The sequence below is a fragment of the Bradyrhizobium australafricanum genome, from assembly GCF_020329495.1.
GTDB classification, from domain to species: domain Bacteria; phylum Pseudomonadota; class Alphaproteobacteria; order Rhizobiales; family Xanthobacteraceae; genus Bradyrhizobium; species Bradyrhizobium australafricanum.
On sequence record NZ_JAGKJL010000019.1, the window covers coordinates 25,566 to 50,404 of the forward strand.

The 24,839-nt window shown below is 66.1% G+C and carries 20 protein-coding genes; 16 read left to right on the forward strand and 4 right to left on the reverse strand.

Annotated features, from left to right (window positions below; genetic code table 11):
• Positions 1-10 precede the first annotated feature (10 nt).
• The 4 genes from J6525_RS18460 to J6525_RS18475 all read left to right on the forward strand — a co-directional run bounded on the left by J6525_RS18460 (position 11) and on the right by J6525_RS18475 (position 5,853).
• Positions 11-1,303 carry an NAD(P)/FAD-dependent oxidoreductase gene (locus tag J6525_RS18460; protein WP_225645707.1) on the forward strand — a complete coding sequence of 431 codons (1,293 nt, stop codon included), beginning with the start codon at positions 11-13 and terminating at the stop codon, positions 1,301-1,303.
• Positions 1,304-1,383: 80 nt separating this feature from the next.
• Positions 1,384-4,611 carry an adenylate/guanylate cyclase domain-containing protein gene (locus J6525_RS18465; RefSeq protein ID WP_225645708.1) on the forward strand — a complete coding sequence of 1,076 codons (3,228 nt, stop codon included), beginning with the start codon at positions 1,384-1,386 and terminating at the stop codon, positions 4,609-4,611.
• Positions 4,612-4,658: 47 nt separating this feature from the next.
• Positions 4,659-5,150 carry a hypothetical protein gene (locus J6525_RS18470; RefSeq protein ID WP_225645709.1) on the forward strand — a complete coding sequence of 164 codons (492 nt, stop codon included), beginning with the start codon at positions 4,659-4,661 and terminating at the stop codon, positions 5,148-5,150.
• A 7-nt stretch (positions 5,151-5,157) separates the two neighbouring features.
• The gene (locus J6525_RS18475; protein ID WP_225645710.1) at positions 5,158-5,853 is read left to right on the forward strand and encodes a class I SAM-dependent methyltransferase; all 696 of its coding nucleotides are present in this window, start codon (positions 5,158-5,160) and stop codon (positions 5,851-5,853) included.
• Between the two features lie 73 nt (positions 5,854-5,926).
• On the opposite strand, the gene J6525_RS18480 is transcribed toward J6525_RS18475, so the two are convergent.
• A complete protein-coding gene (locus J6525_RS18480; RefSeq protein WP_249796081.1) occupies positions 5,927-6,319 on the reverse strand; it encodes a PaaI family thioesterase in 393 nt (130 codons plus the stop codon).
• A 138-nt stretch (positions 6,320-6,457) separates the two neighbouring features.
• Complete coding sequence (locus J6525_RS18485; RefSeq protein WP_225645712.1) at positions 6,458-8,047, reverse strand: gamma-glutamyltransferase; 1,590 nt, start codon at positions 8,045-8,047, stop codon at positions 6,458-6,460.
• A gap of 104 nt (positions 8,048-8,151) precedes the next feature.
• On the opposite strand from J6525_RS18485, the gene J6525_RS18490 reads away from it, so the two are divergent.
• A complete protein-coding gene (locus J6525_RS18490) occupies positions 8,152-8,925 on the forward strand; it encodes an enoyl-CoA hydratase-related protein (protein ID WP_092086169.1) in 774 nt (257 codons plus the stop codon).
• A gap of 18 nt (positions 8,926-8,943) precedes the next feature.
• Here J6525_RS18490 and J6525_RS18495 read toward each other — a convergent pair whose 3' ends face one another.
• The gene (locus J6525_RS18495) at positions 8,944-9,957 is read right to left on the reverse strand and encodes a zinc-dependent alcohol dehydrogenase family protein (RefSeq protein WP_225645713.1); all 1,014 of its coding nucleotides are present in this window, start codon (positions 9,955-9,957) and stop codon (positions 8,944-8,946) included.
• Between the two features lie 204 nt (positions 9,958-10,161).
• Here J6525_RS18495 and J6525_RS18500 point away from each other — a divergent pair, with 204 nt between their 5' ends.
• The gene (locus J6525_RS18500) at positions 10,162-11,031 is read left to right on the forward strand and encodes a DUF2066 domain-containing protein (RefSeq protein ID WP_225645714.1); all 870 of its coding nucleotides are present in this window, start codon (positions 10,162-10,164) and stop codon (positions 11,029-11,031) included.
• A gap of 131 nt (positions 11,032-11,162) precedes the next feature.
• On the opposite strand, the gene J6525_RS18505 is transcribed toward J6525_RS18500, so the two are convergent.
• Positions 11,163-12,116 (reverse strand): AraC family transcriptional regulator, encoded by a 954-nt coding sequence (locus J6525_RS18505; protein ID WP_092086160.1) that lies wholly within the window; start codon positions 12,114-12,116, stop codon positions 11,163-11,165.
• 456 nt (positions 12,117-12,572) lie between these two features.
• Here J6525_RS18505 and J6525_RS18510 point away from each other — a divergent pair, with 456 nt between their 5' ends.
• The 10 genes from J6525_RS18510 to J6525_RS18555 all read left to right on the forward strand — a co-directional run bounded on the left by J6525_RS18510 (position 12,573) and on the right by J6525_RS18555 (position 24,809).
• The gene (locus J6525_RS18510) at positions 12,573-13,106 is read left to right on the forward strand and encodes a hypothetical protein (protein ID WP_092086157.1); all 534 of its coding nucleotides are present in this window, start codon (positions 12,573-12,575) and stop codon (positions 13,104-13,106) included.
• Positions 13,107-13,127: 21 nt separating this feature from the next.
• Positions 13,128-14,153 (forward strand): formylglycine-generating enzyme family protein, encoded by a 1,026-nt coding sequence (locus J6525_RS18515; RefSeq protein ID WP_225645715.1) that lies wholly within the window; start codon positions 13,128-13,130, stop codon positions 14,151-14,153.
• Positions 14,150-15,793, forward strand: a complete 1,644-nt coding sequence (locus J6525_RS18520) for an arylsulfatase (protein ID WP_225645716.1) — start codon at positions 14,150-14,152, stop codon at positions 15,791-15,793. The genes J6525_RS18515 and J6525_RS18520 overlap by 4 nt, the downstream gene beginning before the upstream one ends.
• A gap of 194 nt (positions 15,794-15,987) precedes the next feature.
• A complete protein-coding gene (locus J6525_RS18525; protein ID WP_225645788.1) occupies positions 15,988-18,396 on the forward strand; it encodes a fused MFS/spermidine synthase in 2,409 nt (802 codons plus the stop codon).
• 4 nt (positions 18,397-18,400) lie between these two features.
• The gene (locus J6525_RS18530; RefSeq protein WP_225645717.1) at positions 18,401-19,435 is read left to right on the forward strand and encodes an AAA family ATPase; all 1,035 of its coding nucleotides are present in this window, start codon (positions 18,401-18,403) and stop codon (positions 19,433-19,435) included.
• A gap of 8 nt (positions 19,436-19,443) precedes the next feature.
• The gene (locus tag J6525_RS18535) at positions 19,444-20,430 is read left to right on the forward strand and encodes a DUF58 domain-containing protein (RefSeq protein ID WP_225645718.1); all 987 of its coding nucleotides are present in this window, start codon (positions 19,444-19,446) and stop codon (positions 20,428-20,430) included.
• Positions 20,423-20,914 (forward strand): DUF4381 domain-containing protein, encoded by a 492-nt coding sequence (locus tag J6525_RS18540; RefSeq protein ID WP_176937044.1) that lies wholly within the window; start codon positions 20,423-20,425, stop codon positions 20,912-20,914. Before J6525_RS18535 ends, J6525_RS18540 begins: the two co-directional genes overlap by 8 nt.
• Positions 20,907-21,905, forward strand: a complete 999-nt coding sequence (locus tag J6525_RS18545) for a vWA domain-containing protein (RefSeq protein WP_225645719.1) — start codon at positions 20,907-20,909, stop codon at positions 21,903-21,905. The genes J6525_RS18540 and J6525_RS18545 overlap by 8 nt, the downstream gene beginning before the upstream one ends.
• On the forward strand, positions 21,898-23,418 hold the full coding sequence (locus tag J6525_RS18550) for a VWA domain-containing protein (protein ID WP_225645720.1): 1,521 nt from the start codon (positions 21,898-21,900) through the stop codon (positions 23,416-23,418). The genes J6525_RS18545 and J6525_RS18550 overlap by 8 nt, the downstream gene beginning before the upstream one ends.
• The gene (locus J6525_RS18555) at positions 23,415-24,809 is read left to right on the forward strand and encodes a BatD family protein (RefSeq protein WP_225645721.1); all 1,395 of its coding nucleotides are present in this window, start codon (positions 23,415-23,417) and stop codon (positions 24,807-24,809) included. Before J6525_RS18550 ends, J6525_RS18555 begins: the two co-directional genes overlap by 4 nt.
• Positions 24,810-24,839 lie beyond the last annotated feature (30 nt).

The following is a 24,839-nucleotide window of genomic DNA, read 5'->3' on the forward strand; positions in this document are numbered from 1 at the left end:
GTCACCTGTAATGAACGCGCCTATTCGCCTGCCGCTGCCACCGAGCCTCTATGCCGACACCGCGGTGGAGGCCACGCCAACGCCGCCGCTGATGTCAGACAAGAGCGTGCCGGTGGCGATCATCGGCGGCGGCTTTACCGGCCTGTCGACCGCACTGCACCTCGCCGAGCAGGGCGTGCTGGCGACCGTGCTGGAAGCGCAGGAGCCGGGCTGGGGCGCGTCCGGCAACAATGGTGGGCAGACCAATCCGGGACTGAAACACGACCCGGATCAGATCGAGCGGGATTTCGGCGACGATCTCGGCCGCCGCATGATCGAATTCTCCTACGGCACCACCAACTTCACGCACGATTTGATCCGCCGCTACCAGATCCCCTGCGAGGCCAGGCAGAACGGCACGCTGCGCGCCGCCTACAACGAAGCCAGCGCAGCGGCGATCGAGACCACGGCCAAGCAATGCATTCGGCGCGGCATGCCGGTGAAGTTGCTCGACGCCGCCAAGATGCGCCAGATGACCGGCAGCGACCGTTACCTCTGCGCCATGCTGGATGCGCGCGGCGGCGATTTGCATCCGCTGAGCTATGCCCGCGGGCTGGCACGCGCCGCGATCGGGGCCGGCGCCGCCGTCCATGGCGAGACCCCGGCGCTGCGGCTGCGCCGCGACGGCGGCCGCTGGCGGATCGAGACGCCGCGCGCGGTCGTGCTCGCCGACAAGGTGCTGCTCGCGACCAACGGCTTTACCGATGATCTCTGGCCTGCGCTTCGCCGCAGCATCGTGCCGGTGTTCTCGTCGATCGCGGCAACCGCGCCGCTGTCCGAGGCGATCGCGCGCGCGATCATGCCGACCCGGTCGGTGCTCTACGAGAGCGGCCACATCACGGTCTATTACCGCATCGACCAGCACAACCGCCTCTTGATGGGCGGCCGCGGCCCGATGCGCTGGATCAGCAAGCCGACCGACGTCGCCTATCTGATCCGCTACGCCGAGCGGCTATGGCCGCAGCTCACGGGCGTCAGCTGGACCCACGGCTGGAACAGCCGCCTTGCCATCACCGCCGATCACTACCCGCATGTCCATGAGCCCGCGGAGAATTTGCTGATCTCGCTCGGCTGTAACGGCCGCGGCGTCGCGCTCTCGACCGCGATGGGCGCACAGCTGGCGCGCCGGCTGATCGGCGGCCCCAAGGCCGAGATCGACATGCCCGTGACCGGTATCAAACCGATCCCGATGCACGCCTTCTGGCGGGTCGGCGTCACCACGGCCGTGCTGACCGGCCGGGTGCGGGACTACCTCGGTGTGTGAGGCATTTAACACAATTACAGAATGTGCTGGGCTAATCTCGCGCGTCGGATATATTCGCAGTCTTTACTGGAAGGCTGTTCATGCAGTGCGAGCGATGCGGCCGCGCAAACCGGGCTGGCAACGATTATTGTGAAGATTGCGGTGCGCCATTAGGCCTCAAATGTGACTCCTGTCAGCATGTGAACGGACCCTCCAGCCGCTTCTGCGGCCGCTGCGGCACCGCGCTCGCCGCGGGCAGCGTTCGTCCCGACGCGCCCTCGCAGCGGCTGCTGCGTTCGCTCAGCACCAAGGGCGGCGAACGCAAGAACCTCACTCTGCTGTTTGCCGATATCCGCAACTCGACCAATCTGATCGACAGCCTCGGCGATCCCGAACTCGGCATGCGGCGCCTCGAGCCGGTGCTCGACCTGATGAAGGAGGCGGTCCACCGCTACGACGGAATCGTCAACAAGATCCAGGGCGACGGCGTCATGGCGCTGTTCGGCGCGCCGCCGCGCCCGCACGAAGATCATGCGGTCCGCGGCTGTCTCGCCGCGCTCGCCATGCAGGATTCGGTGGCCAGGCTCGCCGATCCCGGCATGCAGATCCGGGTCGGGCTGCACACCGGCGAAGTCGTCGTTCAAACGGTGGAAAACACAATCTATCAGACCTACGACGCCGCCGGCGCCAACGTCCATATCGCCAACCGGATGGAGCAGATGGCCGATGAGGGGGCGATCCTCATCACGCGGGACACCTATCTCGGCGCCAGGCAATTCGTCGAGGTGATGCCGCTCGGCATGCAGACCATTCGCGGCATCTCCTCGCCGGTTGAGGTCTTCAGGCTGACCGGGCTGCTCAGCGCGCCCGCCAGCGACGTTTTCCGCAGCGGCCGCCGCCTGACCTCGATGGTCAACCGGACCGAGCAGATGGCGGCGTTGGAGCATGAGCTGTCGCGTGCAGTTGGCGGCGACGGCCGGGTCGTCGGCATGGTCGGCGACGCCGGCATCGGCAAGAGCCGGCTCTGCTTCGAGTTCGCCGAAAACTGCCGCCGCAAGGGCATTCGCGTCTACGAGGCCCGCGTGCTGGCGCATGGCCGCGCAACACCGTTCCAGCCCGTGCTCGAGCTGTTGCGCGACATCTTCGGCATCCGCGCCAAGGAGCCGATCGAGACATCCCGGCGTCGCGTCATCGACCGTTTTGCCGAGATGGCCGCGTCGGAGCAGGAATTGCTGGTGCTGCTCGAATTCCTCGGGCTTGCCGATCCGGCGTATCCGGCACCGAAGCTCGATCCGCGCGCGCTGCGGCTGCAACTGCTCGATCTCGTTCGAACGCTGGTGCATGCACGCCCCGGGGACACGCCGGCGGTCGTCATGATCGAGGACCTGCACTGGATCGACGCCGCGAGCGAAGAGTTCGTCGAGACGCTGGTCGATGCCATCGTCGGCACCGCGACGTTGCTGGTGGTCAATTTCAGGCCGGGCTTCACGGCACCTTTCATGCAGCGGTCTCACTACCGTCAGATCGCCATCCCGCCGCTGCCGTGGTCCGATTCGAACGAGCTGCTCCGCGAGCATTTCGGCAGGCATCCCTCGCTGGCCTCGCTGAGCAGCAATGTCATCGAACGCGCGCAGGGCAATCCGTTCTTCATCGAGGAGCTTGCCAACACCGTCGTGGAGCGCGGCAATGTCGAGGGCGAACGCGGCAACTACCGGCTCAAGCATGGCGTCGATGCGGTGCCGCTGCCCGCGACGGTGCAGGCCGTCGTGGCCGCCCGCATCGATCACCTCGAGGATATCGCCAAGCAGGTGCTCGAGACGGCGGCGGTGATCGGCCGGCTGGTCGCGATGTCGGTGCTGCGTCCGGTCGCGGCGTTGCCGAACGACGATTTGCAGAACGCCATCGCGCAGCTGCGCCAGGCCGAGCTGCTGTACGACCTGCCGCCCTACGACAAGGGACTGCTGGCGTTTCGCCATCCATTGATCCAGGAGGTCGCCTACGCAACGCAGTTGCGGTCGCGGCTGACCACGCTGCATGCGACCGTCGCCAAGGCGATCGAGGGCTTCGACTGGGGCAAGCTCGACGAGTTTGCCGGGCTGCTCGCCTATCACTACGAGGCCGCGGGCCAGCCGCTGGAGGCGGTCACCCATTTGCAGCGTGCGGCGCGCTGGATCGGCAAGACCAACTCCGCCGAGGCAATGAAGAGCTGGAAAAAGGTTCGCGCCCTGCTGCAGGACCAGCCCCCGTCCGAATATGTCGACCGGCTGCGGGCGATGTCGAGCGGCCAGATCCTCAACTTCGGCTGGCGTGAGGGAATGTCCGCCGAAGAGGTCAAGCCCTACGCCGAAGAGGCGATCAAATACGCACGCGCGGCGGACCCGGTGCACGAGCCGATCCTGCTCGGCGCCTACGGCAGGATCCTGGCCGCGACCGCGGCCGCCGATGACTATGTCAATCTCGTGCAGGACGCCTTGAAGCTCACCTCCGGCACCGGGGACGTCGGACGATTTGCGACGGTCAACGCCATGCTAAGCCAGGCGTTCTTCCTGTCGGGCCGTCTTGCCGAGGCGCTCGACGCGGGGCAGGTGGCGGTTGCCGCGATTGCCGAGCAGGGCGGCTTTCACAACAACGTCACACTCGGTCTCAACCCGAACCAGATTCTCGGCTTCGACGTCGAGCACTGGATCAGGTGTCTCGGCACCAGAATTCTGGTGCGGCTCGGCCGATTCGACGAGGCCGAACGGCGGATCGCCGAGGTGCTGCGGGCCGAGCCGGAGCGCTTCGCCGCCGTCGTGCAGTTCATTCCGCATTTTGCGATGGTGGAGATGGGCTGGAGCCGCGGCCGGCCGGAACTCGCCAAGCCGCACGCGGCGAGGATCGCCGAACTGGCCGAGCAGTCCGGCACGCCCTATCTGCGGGTCGCGGCGCTCGCCAGCGCCGGCCTCGCCAGCGGCGCCGCGGGCGATTTCAAGGTTGCCGCCGCCCAGCTTCAGGAAGCAATCGACTTTGCGCGCTCTGCGCGAGCCGGCCTCGAATTCGAGGCGCGCATGCTGGCGGATCTGGCCGAGGCGCTCTATCGCGCCGCCGACCACCATGCGGCCCTGCAAGCGGTGGACGAGGCGCTGACGGTCGCGCGGCGAAGGACCGATCGCGTCGCCGAGTTGCACGCGACCGTGCTGCGCGGCCTGATCGTTTGCGCCTTGGGCAGCACGTCACATGAGGAGCTTGACGAGATTGTCGGCGACGCTCAGAATCTGCTCGATGTCTCGGGGGCAGTCTATTTCACACCACAACTCGATCAGCTTCGATTGCATCTTGAGCGACGCTAGACGCGACGATTTTTCATTTCTGGAAACAGGGTACTGAGGGGGTTTTAATGGGACGGATGATCCAAGACGATACGACGCGCGATGTCCTTGATCTGCTGAACAAGCGGTTTGGTCCCGGCGGGATCATGGAGATGGTGGAGCTGCAAAAGGAGTTCGACATCTTCTCTCCCAATCATCCCCTCGAACAGTCGTTCCGGCTGATCGGGATCGAGCCGGCCGACCGGGTCGAGCGGAAGCGCTGGTATACTTTCCTCGGCACGCTGAAGGACTATCCTTCCGATCAGCCCAATGTGAGCGGATACAAGCGGGTGGTCCAGGCGTTCCGACAGGCGCTCACGCAGGGTCCGTATCTGCCGGTGCTCGTTAGCGTTCACGCCATGAAGGAAAATCCGAAGGTGACGTTTGCAGATGGCCATACGCCGCTGATCTACTCGACCCAGTCGTATCGGGTTCTGTCGATCCCGACCAAGCCAAGCCAGGTCGCCCGCAAGGAGCTTGCTGCGATGGCGAAGCAGCGGCGGGCCAAAGCCAAGAAATGAGCAAGACGTGAGCATCGCAGCGGAGACCGCAGGTTTCGGCGCCGAAGGCGACCGGGCGCGGTTCTCCGACCTCTATGCCGATGTCGAATCCTACTACAGCGCGCGGGTCGCCAAATACGGCGCCACCCCGCGCGGGGTGGACTGGTCCTGCCAGGCCACCCAGGACCTGCGCTTCGTCCAGTTGCTGAAGCTCTGCGACTTCTCCGCACCGTTCAGCCTGAACGACATCGGCTGCGGATACGGCGCGCTGTGCGCCTATCTTGCAAGGCGCCATCCGCAAGCCGAGATCGACTATCTCGGGATCGACCTGTCGTTCGCCATGATCAGCCGCGCGCGCCGCCGTTTCTCGGCGCCGGGGCGCCGCTTCAAGGTCGGCAAGGGCAGCCTGCGTCGCGCGACCTATTCGGTCGCGAGCGGCATCATGAATGTCGATGTCGGCGGCTGCCGCAGATCCTGGGAGGCATTTGTCGCCGGGATGCTGGCCGACCTGCGCCGCGCCAGCCTGCGTGGCTTCAGCGTCAACTTCGTTACCGGCGGGACGGAAGGCACGGCGGCCGCCGATGCGTCGCCGGTGCAGCTCTATTGCACCAGCCCCGAGCCGTGGATCGATTATTGCGAACGCGAGCTTGGCTGCACCGTCGAGACCATCGACGGCTACGGACTGAACGAAGTCACCCTGCTGGCGCGATGTAGGGATTGCTGATCGATCGGACCTGCGCCACCAGGCAGATGGGAGCAGGTCGAGAGGCGTGACGCGATCGAATCCTGCCGCACGGCTATCGCTTGTCCAGAATCCGCAACTCGGCGGTGGCGCTGGCGACCGTCACACCGCTGGCGTCGATCAGATCGGCTTCGACGATCATGTCGCGGTCGGTCTGCGAGACGACCTTCGCCTTGGCCGTGATCGGGCCGATGCGCGCCGGTTTGAGAAACCGCGTGGTGAGGGTCCTGGTCACGACGGTCCGCGTTGCGGGCAGCGCTGCGAGGGCGCCGAGACCGGTGGCTGAATCCAGCATCGCGGCAAGGAAACCGCCCTGGATCGTTCCATGGCGGTTGGTGAACGAGGGTTGCGCCTCGAAGCGGACCGTGGCGATTTCACCGTCGAAGCCCAGCCACTCGCGTCCAAGAAGTCGCGCGCCGGGCGGCACGTCTGCGCTTGCTTCACTCAAGCCGGTCACCGCGATTGTTGTCGGTCCAAATGTATCAGCCCGTTCGGGTCATGCAATGAACTCGGTGTCGTCCCTGCCTAGTGCGCAATTGCGCACGGGAGCAGGGACGACGACGTCAATGAACCGCGCGACTGGCCGTCACCCCTCCGCGACCGCGTCGCCCCAGGGCTGGAACGGCTCGGTGACGCCGCTGTTGGTGGTGCCGTCGCGCAGCACGACGCTCGGGCAGGCGAACTTCATCGGCAGGGTCTGGATGCGGGCCTCCTCGAAGTCGAAGCGGCCGCGCAGCGCCTCGCGCACGCTGGCGGGCAGGCGCTTGTCGCCGATCACCACGGCGCCCTCGCTGGCGTCGATGCGGGGCTGGTGGATCGCGGCGTCGAGATCCATGCCGAAATCCATCACGAAGGAAAGTAGCTGCGACACCGCCGGCAGGATGCGGCGGCCGCCCGATGCGCCCGCGGCAAGCGTGCGGCCGTCGGCGGCCTGCGCCACGACAGGCGTGTAGTTGGTCAGGCAGCGCTTGCCGGGCGCGAGCGAGTTCGGATTGCCTTGCGTCGGATCGAACCACATGATGCCGTTGTTCATGGTCAGCCCGGTGTTCGGCGTCACGAATTTGGAGCCGAAAGTCGACAGCAGCGTCTGCGTCACCGCGGCCATGTTGCCATCGCGGTCGACCGCGGAAAAATGCGTGGTGCAGCTTGGCGCAATCGCTTCGGCGCCGAGCGCGCGCCGGCCATCGACGTCGCCCATGTCCTTCAGCCGCTCGCGATAGGCGGCTTGCAGCGCCTCGGCATAGGCTGCGTAGGCCGCCGCATCCGGACCGCCCTGCGCGGGCGCCAGCGCCTTTTGCAAAAGGCCGAGCGTGCGCGCCATGGTCGGACCCGCGGTCAGCTCCGGCGTCGCATAGACCGTGCCGCCGCGATAGGGAATTTTCAACGGCTCGCGCAGATGGGCACGGAAGGCGGCGAGGTCGCGCACCGACAGCGCGCCGCCGGCGGCCTGGATGTCGTCGGCGATGCTGCGCGCCAGATCGCCCTCGTAGAAATCGCGCGGGCCGGCCGCGGCGAGCTGCGCCATCGTGGCCTTCAGCCTGTCCTGCGGCATGCGGACCACCGACCTGATGCCCCATTGCGCATTCGGCGGCAGGCCATCCTGCAGATACGCCGCCGCGCTGGCGGGATAGCGCCGCAGATCGGCGGCGGAGCTTGCGATCATCGCGGTGGTCCACCAATCGACCAGAAGGCCCTCGCCGGCGAGCTTGACGCTCGGCGCCAGCAGGTCCTTCCACGGCATTTTGGCGTGGCGACGATGCGCTTCCTCCATGCCGGCAACGACTCCGGGCACAGCGATCGAGCCGGGGCCGTGCAGGTTGCGGTCGTCCTTGACCCGCGCCCAGGGGAACAGGTCGGAGGCCGCGCCGCCGGTCAGCGGATAATCCTCGATGCGCAGGCCGTCGGGCGCGCGCATGCCGTAGTCGATCACCTCGACGCGGTTCTCCTTGGCGCGATAGAGCACCATCGCGCCGCCGCCGCCGGCGCCGCTCATCCAGGGCTCAACGACGCCAAGCGCGAAGGTGGTTGCGATCACGGCGTCGACGCAATCCCCGCCCGCAGCCAATACCTCCGCGCCGACCGCGGCCGCCCGGCGCGACTGTGCGGCGACGATGCCGCCCTTGGCGCTGACGGCCGGCTTGCGGATCACTTGCGAGTTGGAGAACTGGTCGGACATGGCGTTGCTTTCGCTGTTCTTGTTGCGGGTGGGACACGTTGGCGTAGCATGCCAAGCATGGCACTGTCAGTGCAACAACAAGAACCAATTTCAGGGAGCGGAAAATGACTGGTGTGAAGCGTGAACGGGACGGCAAGGTCGGCATCCTGACGCTCAACGATCCCGCGAGCCTGAACGCCATGACGCCGGAACTGCTCGGCGATCTCGCGCGCGCCGTCGGCGAGATGAGCCTCGATCCGGACATCCGCGCGCTGGTCCTGACCGGGGAGGGACGCGGCTTCTGCTCCGGGCAGAACCTCAAGGCGTTCCAGTCGCTCGGCGACAACATCTACACCGGCGTGATGAGGCATTATTGGCCGGCGATGCAGGCCTTGCGCGAATGCCGCATGCCTGTCGTGGTCGCGGTCAACGGCGTCGCGGCCGGCGGCGGCTTCAGCCTCGCGATGTCCGGCGACATCATCCTGGCGGCGCGCTCGGCGAGCTTCATCCAGGTGTTCAGCCGGATCGGCCTGGTGCCCGATCTCGGCTCGACCTGGCTGTTGCCGCGCCTGATCGGCCGCCAGCGCGCGCTCGACCTGATGCTGCTGAACGAGCCGCTGCCGGCCGAGCGGGCCAAGGAGTGGGGATTGGTGCGCGACGTGGTCGACGATGCCAAACTGCTCGATGAAGCAAAGGCGCTCGCCGGCCGTCTCGCCGACGGACCGACGCGCGCGCTGGTCGCGACGCGGCAGCTGCTCGAGGAGAGCGAGCACGCCAGCTACGCGGATCAGTTCCGCCGCGAGATCGAACTGCAGCAGGTGATCCGCGAGAGCGCCGACGCGAAGGAAGGCCGCCAGGCCTTCGTCGAGAAACGCAAGGCTCAGTTCACGGGACGGTAATCCTTGATCGCAGGCACGCTAGCCAATCGCAATCGCGATCTTGCCGAAATGCGCGCCACTCGCCATGTGGGCGAACGCGGCCTTGACCTGGTCGAACGCGAACACCTTGTCGATCACGGGCTTGACGCCGTGCAGGCTGATGCCGTCGCACAACGCCTGCAGGTCCTCGATCGAGCCGACGGTGACGCCCTGCAGCCGCTGCTGCTGCATCACCATCAGCGGCAGCCGCGTGTCGGACGCGGCGGGACCCGCGAGCACGCCGATAAAGGCGATGGTGCCGCCGATCCTGGTGGCGCGGATCGATTCGTTCAGCGTGCCGACGCCGCCGACCTCGACGACGAGGTCGACGCCGCGCCCGGTCAGCTCGCGCGCCCTCTTGCCCCAATCGGGCGTGGACTTGTAGTTGAGCGTGACATCTGCGCCGAGCTGCTTCAGCCGCGCGATCTTGGCGTCGCTGGAGGAGGTCGCGATGACGCGGGCGCCGCACATCTTGGCGAATTGCAGCGCGAACAGCGAGACGCCGCCGGTGCCCTGGGTCAGCACCGTCTGCCCCGGCTTGATGTCGCCGAGCTTGACCACCGCGCTCCACGCCGTCAGGCCGGCGCATGGCAGTGCCGCGGCCTCGATGTCGTTCAGATGATCCGGCGTGCGCACCAGCGCATGCGCGGGGAAGACCCGGTACTCGGTCAGCACACCGTCGACGCTGCCGCCGAGCGCCGCGCGCATCCGCGCCTCGCTCGGCTCGCCGGCGAGCCAGCTTTCGAAGAAGCTGCCGATCACGCGATCGCCGGGTGCGAAGCTCCTGACGCCGGCGCCGACCGCCTCGACCACGCCGGCGCCGTCGGAGACCGGCACCAGCGGAAATTTCTGACGCGAGCCGTAACCGCCCTTGACCGTGAGCAGGTCGCGATAGTTCAGCGTCGCCGCCTTCAGCCGTACCAGGACCTCGCCCGGGCCGGCTTGCGGAACCGGCTTGTCGACCAGCGCCAGCGCATCGACGCCGCCGGGGCCTTGCAACTCATAGCATTTCACGGAACGTCTCCTGCTCGGTGCTCTTGTGTTGGGCAGCGCTTGCGGCGCCGCCGCGCATGCGCCGAGCATATGTCAGGCCTGCCGCGCGTGGCCATAGCGCGCAGGGCGGCCGATGGAATGGCGCGCATGCCCGAACGCGTTGGCGCGCGACCGGGAAATACCGCCAATCTGTGGCGGCAATGAAGTGACCGTGCGGAGGTGACCATGGCTGCCTTGCTTGAGACGAAGCGCGATCTGATCGCAACGCTCGCACGCGGCGCGGTTTGCGTGCTGCTTGCCGCTGCATGGATCGCTTGCAGTGGTGCGATGGCCGCGGCAGACGACAGCCTCTACCGCGCGCAGACCGTCGTCACCGGCCAGGGCGAGCCGAACCGCATCATAGGCTTCGGTGCGTGTCTGGAAGATGTGCTGATCAAGGTTTCCGGTCAGCCGATGCTGGCAGGCGACCGCCGGCTAGCCGCATACAAATCGAAGGCCAAGGCGTTCGTCAGCAGCTTCGACTATCACGATCAATATGCCGGCAAGCCGCATCATGACGAGCAGGGCACCCGCGACCGGCCTTACGACCTGACGGTGGATTTCGACGAGAAGAAGATCGACGGCATTCTCGCCAGGCTCGGTCTCAAGCCGTGGCGGTCGCAGCGGCCGGTGCTCGGCGTCTTCGCCGAGATGCAGCACGGTCCGAAGGACTACATCGTCACATCCGACGGGACGCAGTCCGACCTGCAACGCGACGCGCTTGCGGCTGCGGCCGGAAAACGCGGCATGCGCTTCGTGCTGCCCGATACAGCGGCATTGACGAGCGCCAGCGTCACCGCCGCCGAACTGTTGAAGACGCCGCCGGCGAAGCTGAGTTCGATCGTCGCGGCGCAAGGCGGCGAGGCCACCCTGCTCGGTCGGCTGGTCTGGGACGACAAGGATCTCGGCTGGGCCACGCAATGGCGGATGGCCTGGCACGGCAAGGATTACAAATGGCAGTTTCGCGGCGTCACCTTCGATGAAGCTTTCCGCCGCGGCATCGGCGGCGCCGCGCAGGTGCTGTCAGGCAATGGCGATCCGGCGCGAGCGAGATGAGTTTGCGCAAGCGTAGCGGCTGGATCGCGCTAGAGCCATTTCCGTTCCGATTGAATCGGAACGGGGCTCTAGACTCTCATTTTGACGCGCTTTCTTCACGCGAACCGGTATCCACTTCGCTCGAAAACGCTCTACCCCGCGTAACCGAGCGTCTGCGACGGATACTCCCCGAACATCGCGCGGTAATATTGCGAGAAACGCCCGAGCTCGATGAAGCCCTGTTCGATTGCAACCTTGGAGACGGTGGTCTGGTCCGGGGTGCTTTCGCGCAGGATCGAACGGATCATGCAAAGCCGCTTGTAGCGCAGGAACGTCACCGGGCCGACCCCGAACACTTCGTGGAAGGCGCGGTGCAGGCTGCGTCGCGACAGCCGAAGCTCGGTGCAGATTTCCGAAACATGGACCGGGCGCGTGCCCGCGGCGTGCAGATAGTCCTCGACGTGGCGCACCAAGCGCATCGCCGACGGCAGATAGCTCGTTCCGTCGGGCGGCAGCGATGTCACGACGGTCGCGGTCACGCAGTCGACGATCGCGCGCTTCCAGAAGTCGGCCGACGCGTCCGTCAAGGCGTCCGGATAGCGCGCGAGGTGCGCAACGATCCGCGGCAGTTTGTCCGCCGCGCCCATGCCGATCGTGGGGTCGGCGCGAAAGTGGTTCTTGGCCTGCCAGGTTTCGGCGTCGGCGAGCCGCGGCTCGCCGCCGAATATGTCGGGCAGATCAGCCAGATCGAAGCGGATGGCGGCGTAGGACGAAGCGCTGTGAAAGACCCCGTCATGCTCGACCGACGGTGGAATCACCAGCACATCGGCCGGCTGCATGTCGAACGCCCAATGCGTGACACGGTCGGTCGCGTTCAGCAGCATTCCGATGATCAGCTTGGGATCGGTCGAGATGCGCTGGGTGCGGACCCCGACATTGAACGCGCCGATGCTGAGCGAAAAGTCACCGATCCCGACGTGAGACAATGTGCCGCGCAACTTGCCGCGCTCAAGCTGCATGACTTCGACATGCGAGCCTTTGACGGCATCGTGGAGACCCTCGAAGCCGTCAAGCTCGCCGGTGCTGACCGTCAGGTGCTGGCCCATATCCACGTTCACAACTGCAGCGCGATTAATCTACTAAAACCAAATGCTTGAAGTTGGTACAAAAAGTGCGGCCGCGACAATGTGCCTAAATTGGTTTGAGTCGCATGGCGAGATCGTGGTGGTGGATTTGCTAACGTGCAGATTTTCGCTTGTTTTTCCGAGAAAGCAATAAGGCCGACCGGATCGGATTGATCGAATTGGAGCATCTTTCGTTAAGCCTGCACGCCTCGGGGTTGAGATTGGCACAAAGTGCACATCACTTGTATAGTGCGTTCCGCTATCGTTTGAACTGACAGCAGAATTCGCTCGTGACAACGTCCAGTGGAACGGGTCACGATGGAGAATCCTGTGCACGCAAGTGTGCACATGGATTGGCAACGGAGGAAAAAAGGGAAGAAGGCCTGACTGATCAACGCTGCCGAAAAGTGCAGCACAGAAAAATGGAAGGGCGCGACAATGCACTCAGGCACGACGCAATCATGGACGACGTTCGGTCACCGGGATCGTAAGGCTGCGATCTTCAACAGGATTTTCCGTCTGGCGCTCATTGGAGCAGCCGCGATCGTCGCGCAAGCCGGCCCGGCGTCGGCGGTCAGCATCGGCTCTTCCGCTTCACTGCCGATCATCAAACAGCAAGAAGGCAGCGGTAACGTTGTGCAGGTGCGCGCTGTTGCGCGCCGGGGCGGGGTTGCGGTGGGACCGCGCGGCGGTGCGGTTGCTTATCGTAGCCGGACGGTTGTGCGCCCAGGAGTGAGGCCCGGCTGGCACGGCGGCGGCACGCGCTGGGTCGGACCACGGCCGGGAGGTTGGGCGCGGCCCGGCTGGTACGGCTGGCCGATCGGGGGCGCGGTCGCGGCCGGCGCAGCGATCGGTTTCGTCAGCGCGGCGAGCGCAGCCGCCTGGGCGGGACCGCCGCCGGCGGCGGGCATGTGCTGGTACTACACCGACCCGTCGCGAACACAGGGCTTCTGGGACTATTGCTCGCGGTAATGCGCAAAGAGGTGCATCGCCATGTCCCGGGTAGAGATCGCCCCCACTGAGCGAGAGCGTGAGGACCGCGTCCAGACCGACGACATGGTCTGGATTCCCGGTGGCACGTTCCGCATGGGCTCCGACCAGCACTATCCTGAGGAGGCGCCGGCGCATCGCGCGTCGGTCGACGGCTTCTGGATCGACCGCACCCCGGTGACCAACGCTCAATTCCGCGAATTCGTGCGGGAGACCGGGCACATCACGGTTGCCGAGCGGCCGCCAGACCCCGCGCAATATCCGGGTGCGCTGCCGCATATGCTCTACGCCGGCTCGCTGGTGTTTCAGCCGCCGCGCCGGGTCACCACCCTGCGGGACTGGAGCCAATGGTGGACCTTGATGAAGGGCGCGAACTGGCGCCGCCCCTACGGCCCGCGCAGCAACATCAACGTGCTCGGCAGCCATCCGGTGGTCCACGTCGCCTATGCCGATGCGCTCGCCTACGCCAAATGGGCCGGCAAGGAACTTCCGACCGAAGCGGAGTGGGAGTTCGCGGCGCGCGGCGGGCTCGAGGCCGAGGAGTTCGCCTGGGGCAATGCCTTGACGCCCGGCGGCAAGCACATGGCCAACACGTGGCAGGGCAACTTCCCGATTCAAAACCTCTGCGAGGACGGCTTCGACCGGACTTCGCCGGTGACCGCGTTTCCGCCCAACGGCTACGGCGTCCACGACATGATCGGCAATATCTGGGAGTGGACCGCCGACTGGTGGTCCGCCCGTCATGAGGCCGACGCCGCGAAGCCCTGCTGCATCCCCCAGAATCCGCGCGGCGGTCGCGAGGAGGCGAGCTACGACCCCGTCCAGCCCGCGATCAGGATTCCGCGGAAGGTGCTGAAGGGCGGCTCGCATCTCTGCGCCCCGAACTATTGCCGCCGTTATCGCCCCGCCGCGCGGCATGCCGAACCGGTCGATACGTCGACCAGCCATGTCGGCTTTCGTTGCGTGGTGCGCCGACCCGATTCTCAATCGTCACAAAGACCGTTCGACAAGCAAGGAGCGTCAGAATGAGCGATGAGAGCAATATCGTTGCCAGGCAGTCCGGTAGTCGCGGAGGGTTGCTTCGTGGCTTGTTCGCGGCGGCGTTGGTCGCGACAAGCCTGGCGCCATTTGCCGGGTCTCCCGCCTCAGCGCAGCAGCCGAACGCGGCCAAGCCGAACATCCTCGTGATCTTCGGCGACGATGTCGGCCAATCCAACATCAGCGCCTACACGCGCGGTGTGGTCGGCTACAGGACGCCGAACATCGACCGGATCGCCAATGAAGGCATGATCTTCACCGACTACTATGCCGAGAACAGCTGCACGGCCGGCCGCTCGACCTTCATCACCGGGCAAGCCTGTCTGCGTACCGGGCTCTGCAAGGTCGGCGTCCCCGGCGCGACGGTGGGCCTCCAGAAGGGAGACATCACGATAGCTCAAGCCCTCAAGCCGCTTGGCTATGCGACCGGACAGTTCGGCAAGAACCATCTCGGTGACCGGGACGAATACCTTCCGACGGCGCACGGCTTCGACGAATTCTTCGGCAATCTTTACCACCTGAACGCCGAAGAGGAGCCAGAACGACCCTATTTCCCGAAGGACGATCCCGCCTTTATCAAAGCCTATTCTCCACGCGGTGTCATCAAGGCGTCCGCCGACGGCAAGATCGAGGACACCGGACCGCTCACGCGCAAGCGCATGGAAACTGTCGACGACGAGACGACGGGCGCCGCGATCGATTTCATGCAGCGACAGGCGCGGGCCAACAAACCCTTCTTCACCTGGATGAACTTCACCCGCATGCACATCTTCACGCATGTTCGGCCGGAGTATCGCGGCAAGAGCGGCATGCCTGGCAATGAATATGCCGACGGCATGTGGGAGATGGACCAGAATGTAGGCAAACTGCTGAAGATGCTCGACGATCTAAAGATCGCCGACAATACGATCGTTATCTACTCGACCGATAACGGTCCGAACGCCTTCACCTGGCCGGACGCGGCGACCACGCCGTTCCGTTCGGAGAAGGACACCAACTGGGAAGGCGCGTTCCGCGTTCCGGCGATGATTCGTTGGCCGGGCCGCGTGAAGGCCGGCGAGACAGCCAACGGCATCGTTTCGGGTCTCGACTGGTTCCCAACCCTGCTTGCCGCGGCCGGGGATACCTCCGTCAAGGAGCGCCTCTTGAATGGTTGGCAGCCCCAGGGCAACCCGACCACCTTCCGAGATCACCTCGATGGGTTCAATCAGCTGGACTACATCACAGGCAAGACGGACAAGAGCGCTCGCGACGAATTCTACTACTTCAATGACGACGGCGATCTCGTCGCCATGCGCAGCGGAAATTGGAAGCTCGTTTTCGAGAAGCAGGAACTGCCTGGACAATTCGACGTTTGGGCGAATCCGTTCAAGGCGCTGCGTGTTCCGAAGATGTTCAATCTGCGCATGGATCCATATGAACATGCGGAGATATCTGGCAGCCTTTATGATCAGTGGCGTCTCGAGAATGTCTATCTCGGCTTCCTGGGCGCTCAAAAAGCGTCGGCGTTCCTGGAGACGTTTGTCAATTATCCGCCGAGCCAGCGCCCGGCGAGCTTCAGCATCGATCAGGTTCGCAAGCAGGTCGACAAGAAGATCGACGAGTCGTTCAAGAAGCGCGGTCTCGAATAGTCGCGAGGCCTTGCGAGACAGGCCAGTGGTATTGGCCTGTCTCGCACTGTATCCAAGGGGACTAGCGGATGGATGCTCGATCAAGCCTAGGGTCTGCATCGACCGCGACCCGAGCACAGCGAAAGAATCTGGACGCCGGTGCGAGCCGGAGGCTTGTCGCAGCGGCGCTGGCATTCGTCTCGGGTGCCGCCGGCCTGATCTACCAGGTGATCTGGATCAAGCAGCTCTCGCTGGTCGTCGGCGCTGATGTCTATGCCATCACGACCGCCGTGAGCGCCTTCTTTACCGGCCTGGCGTTGGGCGGCCTGATCTTTGGTGGAAGGGCTGACCGCGCCAGCCAGCCGGCGAAACTCTACATCGCGATCGAGATCGGCATCGGCATAACCGGCGTCGCCACCACATTGATCCTGGCGAATATTGCGCCGGTCTTCGTGGCGATCGAGAGCGCGAGCGGCCTGCTCGCATGGGCCATGGTGTTCGTTCTGGTCGGCATCGCCCCGCTTCTGATGGGTGGGACGCTACCGGTCCTTGTGCGTGCGGTGCTGCAGAATTCTGGCGATGCCGGCCGCGTCGGTGGCCGGCTGTACGCCGCCAACACCGCCGGCGCGATTGTTGGCGCTCTGCTGCCGATGTTTGTCCTCATTCCGCTGTTCGGGGTGCAAGGGACCTCGGTCGCGGCGGCGACACTCAATGTCCTCGCTGCGGCGGGAGCGACGGTGCTCGGCCGCATTCCCCTGGCTTCGGCGAGGATCAGGCCTGCCCGCGGCGCGGCAGCGCATCAACCGCGCCGGGTCGGATTGGCCGTTGCCCTCTATGCCGCCGCCGGTGCAATTGCCCTCGGCTATGAGGTCGTCTGGTCCCAGTCCATCGTTCAGTTCATGAGTACGCGCAGTTTCGCGTTTTCGGTGGTGCTTGCCACGTACCTCGCGGGACTTGCGGCCGGCGCCGCGATCGTTGCGCGGATAATCGACCGGATCCGCGATCCCTGGAGTGTCTTTGGCCTTCTGATCGCCGCCGCCGGGTTCCTGGCCTTGATCGAGATCGCGGCACTTGGCCATTGGCTCGTGGTCGCGCAGACAGCGACCGAGGCGTTCGTGCTCCGCCTCACCGAGAACCAGTTCGCCGGCATGTGCGCCCGCTTCGCGGTGGCCGCGTTCTGCATCGTATTCGTGCCGACCTTGCTGCTCGGGGCGGCCTTTCCGGTGGCGCTGCGCCTGGTGGTGCGGGATGCGCACATCGGGCAGGACGTTGGCGCGGTCGTGGCGGTCAATACGCTGGGCGGTGTGGGCGGCGCGCTTCTCACCGGCTTCGTGCTTCTGCCCTGGCTCGGGCTTGTCCATACCCTGGCATTGCTCGCAATTGGTGCCAGCCTGCTGGGTGTCTTGGCCTGCTGGGGCGGTCGCTCGAGCCGCACCGGCCTTGGACTGGCAGTCGCGGTCGGCGCAGCCTGCATCGTCGCTGCGGTCGCCACGCCGTCCGACCGATTTGCCCAATTGCTGCCGGCAGCGCGTTCGGGAAAAATCATGTTCTATGAGGAGAGCCCGGGTGGGACGGTCGCGGTGGTCAACACCGGCCGCTTCCGCCGGCTCTATATCCAGGGCGTATCCAATTCCGGCGACGCGATGCCGTCGCTGCGCTACATGCGGCTGCAAGCGCTGCTGCCTCTCATCATTCACAACGGCGAGCCGAAATCAGCCCTGGTGATCGGCTACGGCACGGGCATTACGGCCGGCGCTCTCTCGCAATTCCCTGCTCTCGACAGGAGGGTGGTGGGTGAGCTGCTCCCGGCGGTCCTTCGCGCGGCTCCGATATTCGACGGCACCTTCAACGCCGCGACCGACCCGGGATTGGAGAAGCGCTTGGGCGACGGCCGTCGCCTCCTGCAGCGCGAGAGCCAGACCTACGACCTGATCACGCTGGAGCCGCCGCCGCCATCGGCGGTGGGCGTCGTCAATCTCTATTCTCGCGACTTTTATCGCCTGGCTTCGTCGCGACTGAACGACGACGGGATTGTCGCGCAGTGGTTGCCGCTGCCAACGCAGAACGATGAGGACACGCGCGCACTGGTTCGCAGCTTCATCGATGTGTTTCCGTACGCGTCTCTGTGGACATCGGAGCTGCATGAGATGTTGCTTGTCGGGTCGCGTCGTCCGATTCAGTTGGATGCGCAGCGCATCAGCGCGAGATTCAACCAGCCCGAGACGTCCGCGGCGCTTTCCGCGGTCGGCGTCAACTCGGTCGCGGCGCTGATCGCAACCTGGATCACCGACCGCGACGGGCTCAAGCGCTACGCGGCGGACGCGCCGGCAGTGACGGACGACAGGCCGCGGATCGAATACGCGACATGGGTTCGTCCGGACGAGTTCAGCCGGACGATTTCGCACATCTGGCAGTACCGTAGCGAACCGCCGCTCAAGGGAGCGGACGAGCAATTCACCACTTCGCTGCTGGGCGAAAGGCGAGATCTTGATGCGTTCTATCGTGCCGGCCTCAGCGCCTATGCAGGCAACAGGCAGGCTTACGCGCGCGAGATGGCGAGCCTCAGCCAAGCGGCGAGGCGAAACCCCTATTACAGGTGGTTTACGGGGTCCAAGGAGCCGTAGTGCAATGTCAGACCACGCCGCAACACAGTTAGCGGCCGCCCCGGCGCGGCGAACTGCCAAGGACTCGGCGGCCCGCGACGCCGTGCTCGATCTCAAGGCGCGCATCGGCAAGTCGGTGCTCGGGCAGGATCATCTGGTCGAGAGCATGCTGATCGGCTTGCTGGCCAACGGCAACCTTCTGATCGAAAGTCTGCCGGGACTAGCCAAGACACGCGCGGTGAAGACGCTGGCGAAGAATCTTGCCGCCGACCTGTCGCGCGTGCAGTTCACGCCGGACCTGCTGCCGTCGGACGTGACCGGCGCGGAGATCTACCTGCAGACCGAGAAGGGCGGCCAGTTCCAGTTCCAGAAGGGGCCGATCTTCGCCAACCTCGTGCTCGCGGACGAGATCAACCGCGCGCCGGCCAAGGTGCAGTCGGCGCTGCTGGAGGCGATGGAGGAGCGTCAGGTCACCGTTGCCGGCAAGACCTACAAGATGCCTGACCTGTTCATGGTGCTCGCGACCGAGAATCCGATCGAGCAGGAGGGCACCTATCCGCTTCCCGAGGCGCAGCTCGACCGCTTCCTGATGCATGTCGTGATCACCTATCCCGACGAGGCGACCGAAGGCGAGATCATCAAGCTCAATCGCGCCGAGAATGCGCGGAAACCGGAAGCCGGAGCTGCCGAGCCGCCGCCGGTGCCGCAGCAGGCGATCCTCGACGCGCGCGGCGAGCTCGACGGCATTTTCGTCTCCGACCTCGCGCAGAAATATATCGTCGACCTGATCTATGCGACGCGGTTTCCCGGCCGCTACGGCGAGCCGTTGAGCAAATGGATCCAGATCGGCGCCAGCCCGCGCGGCAGCCTTGCCATCGACCGCTGCGCGCGGGCGCGCGCATGGCTCGACGGGCAGGATTTCGTCACGCCCGACCACATCCGCGCCGTCATCCACGACTGTCTGCGGCATCGGCTGATCCTGAGCTACGAGGCCGTATCGCAGGGCATCAGCCCCGACCAGGTGATCGACAAGATCACCGAGCTTGTCGCTGCAGCGTGAGGGCCATGATGACGGAGACATCAGCCAGAACGCCCGGTGTCTACGTCAGCCTCGACGATCTGATCGCGCTCGAATTCAGGGATCGCAGGGTTTCGTTCCTGCCGCGCCAGCCGGTGCATAGTCTGCTGTCCGGCCGGTTCGCCTCGCGCATGCGTGGCCGCGGGCTGAATTTCGAGGAGATCAGGGACTATCGCCCGGGCGACGATGTCCGCGAGATCGACTGGAAGGTCACGGCGCGGCTGCAGAAGCCGCATGTGCGCGTCTTCAACGAGGAGCGCGACCGTCAGGCGCTGCTCGTGGTCGATCAGCGGCTGTCGATGTTCTTCGGCAGCCGGCGCGCCATGAAGTCGGTCACCGCGGCCGAGACCGCCGCGATCGGCGCCTGGCGTGTGCTCGGCGTCGGCGACCGGATCGGCGCGATCGTGTTCAATGACAGCGATGTCGTCGAGCTGGCGGCGCGGCGCAGTCGCGCGACGGTGTTGCAGATATTGTCCACCATCGTCGCGCAGAACCAGGCGCTCGGCGTCGGCCGCGGCATCGTTCCGGCGTCAGGCATGCTCAACCGGGCGCTCGAACATGCAGAGCGGCGGACGATGCACGACGCCACGGTGATCCTGATCAGCGATTTCGATGGCGCGGATAGCGCGACGCGCCGGATGATCGGGGCGATCGCCCGGCATAACAACGTGGTCGCGGTGCTGGTCCACGATCCCTTGCAAAGCGATTTGCCTGCCTCGAGCCGGATGACCGTCACCGATGGCGAGCTGCAGATTCAGCTCGAGGTCGGCCGCGAGAGCGTCCGCAAGAGTATCGCGCAGGCGTCGCAGGAGCGGCTGCGCGGCGTATTCGCGTGGACGCGCGAGCTCGGCATTCCGGTGCTGCCGCTGAGCACAGCCGAGGAAACGGCGCCGCAAATCCGGCGTCTCCTGGGCGGGCTGCCGGCCCGGCACGGACGCGGTGGCGGTCACACCAGAGCGGAGGCGGCTCTTGGCTGACACCCAACCCGGCATTGTGGATCCCGTCGCGGGCCTGATCGATATCCCGCTGCCACCGTCGGTGAGCCTGCTTCCGGCGACATGGGCGTCGCGGATCGTGATCGTGCTGGTTGCCGCGGGCGTTGTTGTTGCGACGTGGCGCCTGCTGCGGCGTTTCCGCGCCAACCGCTATCGGCGCGCGGCGCTCGCGGAGCTTGACCGGCTGCTGCAGACACAAGGCGGCGTCCCGGAGGGAATGGCCGCGAGCCTCGCGCTGCTGGTGCGGCAGACTGCGCTCGATGCCTTTCCGCGCGAAACCGTCGCGCCACTTGCCGGCGCGGGCTGGCTTGCGTTCCTCGACCGCAGCTATGGCGGGGACGAATTCTCGCAAGGCGCGGGACGGCTGCTCGCGACCGCGCCGTACGGGCGGACGACGGCGGATGCCGGCGATCTAACGGCGCTGCAGGATCTGGTGCGGCGCTGGATCAGGGGGCACCATGTTTGAGTTCGCATGGCCCTGGATGCTCGCGTTCCTGCCGCTGCCGATCCTGGTGTGGTGGCTGTTGCCGCCGTATCGCGCGCGGCAGGCCTCAGTGATGGTGCCGTTCTTCGACCACCTTGCGGCGGCAACCGGACAGACGCCGCAGCGCGGCGCTGTCGTGCTGCAGCGGCGGCGCATCCAGATGGTGACGGCCGCATTGATCTGGGCGCTCGTCGTCGCGGCGCTGGCGCGGCCGCAATGGGTCGGTGATCCCGTCACGCGCGAGGTTTCGGCGCGCGATCTCATGCTCGCGATCGATATCTCCGGCTCGATGGACCAGCGCGACTTCCGCGGCAGCGACAGCGCGATGTTGACGCGGCTCGACGGCGTCAAGCGCGTGGTCACGGATTTCATCGCGCACCGGCACGGCGACCGCGTCGCGCTGGTGCTGTTCGGCACCAGGCCCTATGTGCAAGTGCCGTTCACGCAGGATCTGCAGACCGCGACCGCGCTGCTGGCGCAGACCGAGGTCGGCATGGCCGGACAGCAGACTGCGATCGGCGACACCATCGGGCTTGCGATCAAGACCTTCGAGACAAGCAAGGCGCGCGAGAAGCTTCTGGTCCTGCTCACCGATGGCAACGATACGGCGAGCCGCGTCCCTCCGGAGCATGCCGCCGACATCGCGCACCAGAACGGCCTCGTGATCGACACGATCGGCGTCGGCGATCCGGCCGCGACCGGCGAGAACCGCGTCGATCTCGGCGTGCTGCGGTCGGTCGCCGCCACGACCGGCGGCCATTTCTACCGTGCCGAGGACGGTGCGCAGTTGCAGGCGATCTATGCGGACATCGACCGTCTCGCGCCGGCCAAGCTCGATACGCTGTCATGGCGGCCGAAGCAGCCGCTGTTCCAGTGGCCGCTCGGCGCCGCCGTGATGCTGTCGCTGCTGCTGTGGCTCGGCCTTTCGCTGGAAAGCGGGCTGGGGCGAAGGGGAGCGATCGGCCATGCATGACGCGGCCGCGATTCCATTCCATCTGCTGCGGCCGCTGTGGCTGCTCGCGCTGATTCCCGTCGCTGCCGTCTTCGCGTGGGTGCGGTGGCGGCAGAGCCCGCAGGCGCAATGGGGCGGGGTGATCGCGCCGCATCTGCTCAACCATCTCATCGTGCAACCGGGCGCGGGACGCGGCGTCAGCCCGCTTTATCTGGTCGCCGCCGCGCTGTCGCTCGGCATCGTCGCGTTGTCGGGCCCGACCTGGCGGCGCGAGCTGCCGCCCTTCGTCGAGGACAAGGCGCCGCTGATGATCGCACTGTCGCTCGATGCAACGATGGGTCAGAGCGACGTCGCGCCGACGCGGCTCGAACGCGCCAAGCAGAAGATCAGGGATCTGCTTGCGGCGCGCGCCGGCGCGCGCACGGGGCTGATCGCCTATGCGGGCACCGCGCATCTGGTGATGCCGCTGACCGACGATCGCGCCGTCATCGAACCCTTCCTCGCCGCGCTTGCCCCGGGCCTGATACCGTCGCCCGGGAAGAACGCCGTCGCGGCGGTGGCGCTCGCCGCGGAGGCGCTCGCGACCGAAACCGTGCCCGGCACGATCCTGCTTGTCGCCGACGACGGCGGTGACGAGGAGGGAGCGGTTCGTCAGGCCGCCGGACGGAACGGCCTGGTCAAGCTGAGCGTCACCCCGAACAGGGGCGAAAGGTTCGCGCTCGGTTCCGACGTCGTCCAGGTCAGCATCGACGACGCCGACATCGCGGCGCTCGAGCGCGGGATCGAAACCCGCTATCAGGCCGCGCAGGGCGACGCGTTCGGTACGCAATGGCGCGATGAGGGCTTCTGGCTGCTGCTGCCGATTGCGCTGCTCAGCCTGCTCTGGTTCCGGCGCGGCACGACGGTGGCCTGGGTTGTCGCCTTCATCTGTCTGTCGCACGTGTCGTCCGCGAGGGCGGAGGAGCCGCGCCGTTTTGCCGACCTGTGGCTGACGCCGGATCAGCAAGGACGCATCGCCTTCGATCGCGGCGACTATGGGACCGCGGCCAAGCGTTTCTCCGATCCGATGTGGCGCGGCATCGCCGCCTATCGGGCGTTCGACTTCCTGACGGCCGCGCAGGAATTTTCGCATGTCGATACGCTCGAGGGACGCTTCGCGCTGGGCAACGCCCAGGCGCAGAACCACGCCTATGAGAAGGCGATCGCCGCCTATGATGCGGTTCTGAAGATCGCGCCCGGCCATGTCGCCGCGAAGACCAACCGTGCCATCGTGGTAGCGGTGCTGAAGGCGAAAGAGGAGAAGCGGAAGAAGCAGGAGCAGGACGACAGCGCGCCGCCGGACGAAAAGGCCGACGAGATGCGGGTCGACCCGACCCAGAAGGGCGGCAAGCGGATCGAGGTGAAGCCGACGGATCTCACCACGGCCGGCGCCGCCGAAGCCTGGATGCGTCAGGTCCAGACCACGCCGGCTGACTTCCTCAAGCTGAAATTCGCGATCCAGGACGCGGCGCGGCCGATGGGGGCGAAGCCATGAGGCACCCGCTCGCCGCCGTAGCCCTGATGCTCGGACTGCTCATATCCTGCGCGGCGCTCGCCCAGCAAAGCGCGCCGGAGCCGATCCTGCGGGTGACGATCGATCCGCCGCGCGTCGTGGTGGGGCAGGCGGCCGCGCTGCGGATCGATGTGCTGGCGCCGAACTACATGACGGCGCCGCCCGAGCTGCCCGACTTCCAGGTCCGCAACGCCGTGACCCGTCAGTTGCGGAGCATCAACGAGAACGAGCAGCGGGACGGTGTGACCTATGCCGGCGTCCGGTTCGAATTCGCCATCCATCCACAGGAGCCGGGCAGCTACGCGATCGCCGGCCAGCCGATCACCATCAAATACGCCGCGGAGCCGCCGGCGACGCGCGAGGCCACGCTCGCGCTGCCGCCGATCGCATTTGAGGCCTTCATCCCGGACGCGGCCTCCGCCCTGCAGCCGTTCCTGGCCGCGCGCAATCTGTCGATCGAGCAGACCGTCAACCGATCGTCGGACCAGCTCAAGGCCGGGGATGCCGTGACGCGGACCGTCACTATCAAGGCCGAAGGCATTCCGGCGATGCTGCTGCCGCCGGTGAAGTTCACGGCGTTCGACGGACTCAAGCTCTATCCTGCGCAGCCGTCGCTCCAGGACAAGACCGACGGGCGCACCGATGTGCTGTCCTCGGCGCGCACCGACAGCGGCGTCTACATGCTCGAGAAGGCCGGCGATTACGTGCTGCCGCCGATCGACCTGCGCTGGTGGAACACCAGCGCGCAAAGCATCGATGTGGCGCATCTCGATCCGGTGACGCTGCACGTGGAGGCGAACCCCGCAGCCGGCGGCGCGTCCTCAGTCGGCACCTCCCGCCCACGCATGTCATGGGGCGCGCTGCGTGATGTCGTCGCCGATCGCTGGAAGTCGGCCGCGGCCGTGCTGCTGGCGCTTGCCGGGCTCGGCTGGCTGATGCCGCGGATGGTCCGCGCGATCGCGGCGCGTTATCGCCGGCATCGCGAGGCCTACCTGCGCTCGGAAGCGTTCGCCTTCAGCGAGCTGCGGCGGGCCGCGCGCCATGGCGATGCCAAGGCGGTCTACTTCGCGCTGCTCGACTGGCTGCAGCGGTTCGAGCCGGTCGCGCCGCAGCACACGGTCGAGGCGTTCAAGGCCGTTGCTCATGATGCCGCGCTCGATGACGAGATCGGCGCGGTCGAGCGCGAGCTGTTCGCGCCGTCTGCCGGCGCGGCGCGCTGGTCACCGCACCGGCTGCTGCGCCAGGTCGGCGGTGCCCGGCGCAACCTGCGTCGGCGGGCGAGACGCCGCGAAGACACGCGCTTACTTCAGAACCTGAATCCGGTCGGGCTTTCCTCCACCACGTCCCTTGGTCGACCAAAGCCCGCCAGATGAACGAAGCACATTGAGACCGATCGAGCAGAA